The sequence below is a fragment of the uncultured Methanobrevibacter sp. genome (genome assembly GCF_900316895.1).
Classification (GTDB): domain Archaea; phylum Methanobacteriota; class Methanobacteria; order Methanobacteriales; family Methanobacteriaceae; genus Methanocatella.
Genome location: NZ_ONER01000133.1, coordinates 1 through 2,624, shown reverse-complemented (window position 1 = coordinate 2,624; position 2,624 = coordinate 1). Strand labels below are relative to the sequence as shown.

The window sequence follows — 2,624 nt, the reverse complement described above, 5'->3', positions numbered from 1 at the left end:
CCTTCATCATGAACGAATTTTAATTCATCATTGGTTATGTTGTTACCTGTAAAGAGGATTCTGTCGCCTGAAAATCCGAGCATTTTTGAGATGTGGACTTCACCAGGGGAAACAGCATCAATACAGCAACCTTCACTTTCCAATATTTTCATTACAGCAAGGTTGGTATTTGCTTTACATGCGTAAAATACTTTAAAATCAGGATAATATTTTGAAAAAGTTGAATAAAATTTATTGTAGTTTTCCCTTATCCTATTTTCATCAATCACATAGGTTGGAGTTCCGAATTCTTCTGCAACATCGAGTGCATCGGCTCCACCAATGTCCAAGTGGTTTTTGTCATTTACTTTAATATTTAAGTCCATAATCTAAACTCCTTAAAAAAGTTACATTATGTATTTACTTATCTTGTTCGAGTTATTTAAAATTAATGAAGGAAATTGATTTTCCGTTTAAATTATTTAATAGAAGACTAAAAATAATATCATGAAATCATATGGATTAACTGTTAGAGGCATCATCAAGAATGATTCAGACGAAATTCTGATTGTCAAAAGGCATCCCAAAAGCAGGACCGACCCTGAAATGTGGGAACTTCCCGGCGGAAAGGTTGAAAAGGGGGAGCATTTCGCTGACGCTCTTGTTCGAGAAATTAAAGAGGAAACAAACTTGGATGTGAATGTGGGTGACTTCTGTGAGGCTGTGCAAAACGACTATTCCCACAAAAGGACAGTTCAGCTGATGATGTATCTGGATGATGTTGAAGGAAGCGTTGAGATAAGCGAAGAGCATACCGAATACATGTGGGCATCAATTGAAAAAATAGAGAGTCTGGAACTGTCAAGTTCCTTTAAAAAAGTTTTAGAAAAAAGAAATTATGAGCTTTAGAGTATTTCATCTAAAGCTTTTACAAACTGGTCAATTTCGGATTTTGTAATTGTCAATGGTGGAACAAACCTTAAGACCTTGTCGGCAGTGCAGTTGATTAAAAATCCTGCTTCTCTTAATTTGTCGACATATTCTGCACCAGGCTTGGTTAATTCAATACCTACCATTAAACCTTTACCACGCACATCAGCGATTATTTCCTTATCCAATTTTTTAAGCTCGGATATGAAGTATTCACCGACTTCATTGACATTGTCAAGGATATTTTCCTCTTCAAACGCATCAAGAACCGCATTAGCTGCTGCTGCAACCAATGGACCTCCACCGAAGGTTGTTCCGTGGTCGCCTGGAACGAATGCTGCAGCTACCTTTTCGGTTGCAAGGATTCCGCCCATTGGGACTCCTCCACCGATACCTTTAGCCATTGTCATGATGTCAGGTTTTACGTCAAAGAGTTCATGAGCGAAGAGTGTTCCGCATCTTCCGAAACCTGTCTGTACCTCATCGACGATGAAAACGATGTCGTTTTCCTTACAGATCTTTTCGATTCCCTTGAGGTATTCAATATCAGGAACGTTGACTCCGCCTTCACCTTGGATAGGTTCGACAATGATTGCTGCAGTGTTTTCTGTAACTGCTTCCTTGATTGCTTCCAAATCATTGTATGGCACATTGATGAAGCCTTTTGGCAAAATGCATTTGAATGGTTCGTGATAATGTTCGTGACCTGTTGCAGCGAGTGTCATTATGGTCCTTCCGTGGAATGACTCTACAGTTGAGATAACTTCACTTTTGCCAGTGTATTTGACAGCTAACTTGATAGCTCCCTCATTTGCCTCAGCACCGCTGTTTGCGTAAAATATTCTGTCGAAACCTGTTTTGTTGACCAATCTTTTGGCATAGATTAAAGCAGGCTCGTTGTAGTATATGCTTGAAATGTGAATGAGCTTTTCTGCCTGATCCTGAATTGCTTTTACAAGTTTAGGATGATTGTGGCCTAAACAGTTGACTGCAATTCCTGCAAACATGTCCACATATTCCTTACCGTCGATATCCCATACTTTAACACCTTCCCCATGGTCAAGTACGATTGGCTGTCTGGTGAAAGTGTTTATGAAATAATCATCTTCAATCTTAATTAATTCTTGAGTATTCATATAAAGTCTCCATAAAATATTTTAATCAATAATACTATATTATTAATATTATATAAAAATTAGGTGATAAAATGAAAGTCGCTATAATCGAAACTGATAAAGGTAACATCGAATTAGAATTATTCCCAAACGAAGCTCCAGGTACTGTAGCTAACTTTGAAAAATTAATCAACGAAGGATTTTATGACGGATTGACCTTCCACAGGGTAATTCCAAACTTTGTAATCCAAGGCGGATGCCCTAAAGGTAACGGTACCGGCGGACCTGGTTACACCATCAAATGTGAAACCGAAGGTAACCCTCACAGACATGGTACTGGTGCACTATCAATGGCACATGCAGGTAAAGACACTGGAGGAAGCCAATTCTTCATTACACACTGTCCACAACCACACTTAGACGGCGTTCACACCGTATTCGGCCAAGTAATCAAAGGCCAAGACGTTGTTGATGCCATCCAACAAGGTGACGTGATGAACAAAGTCACCATTGAAGAAAGATAATTCCTTATCTTTCAACTTCTTTTTTTTAAAACTAGTAATTGAACCGAACATATGACTTGTTGAATCCCAAAACATT

General features: G+C 38.6%; 3 protein-coding genes and 1 pseudogene. 2 read left to right on the top strand and 2 right to left on the bottom strand.

All coding sequences use genetic code 11. The features are described from left to right. Window positions 1-365: pseudogene (locus QZN27_RS09660) on the bottom strand (diaminopimelate decarboxylase); the annotation flags it as partial. A gap of 118 nt (window positions 366-483) precedes the next feature. Here QZN27_RS09660 and QZN27_RS09655 point away from each other — a divergent pair. Beyond that, a complete protein-coding gene (locus tag QZN27_RS09655; protein ID WP_366208976.1) occupies window positions 484-888 on the top strand; it encodes an NUDIX domain-containing protein in 405 nt (134 codons plus the stop codon). Here the strand turns inward: QZN27_RS09655 and QZN27_RS09650 are convergent. Beyond that, entirely contained in the window at window positions 885-2,045 is a 1,161-nt protein-coding gene (locus tag QZN27_RS09650) for an acetylornithine transaminase (protein ID WP_296786973.1), read from the bottom strand. The genes QZN27_RS09655 and QZN27_RS09650 overlap by 4 nt on opposite strands. Window positions 2,046-2,116: 71 nt before the next feature. Here QZN27_RS09650 and QZN27_RS09645 point away from each other — a divergent pair, with 71 nt between their 5' ends. Next, a complete protein-coding gene (locus tag QZN27_RS09645) occupies window positions 2,117-2,548 on the top strand; it encodes a peptidylprolyl isomerase (RefSeq protein ID WP_296786970.1) in 432 nt (143 codons plus the stop codon). The last annotated feature ends 76 nt before the right edge of the window (window positions 2,549-2,624 follow it).

What these genes read in the sequence shown, in the direction of transcription:
- QZN27_RS09645 (WP_296786970.1), top strand. Translation starts at nt 2,117, where the DNA reads ATGAAAGTCGCTATAATCGAAACTGATAAAGGTAACATCGAATTAGAA.
- QZN27_RS09650 (WP_296786973.1), bottom strand. Translation starts at nt 2,045, where the DNA reads ATGAATACTCAAGAATTAATTAAGATTGAAGATGATTATTTCATAAAC.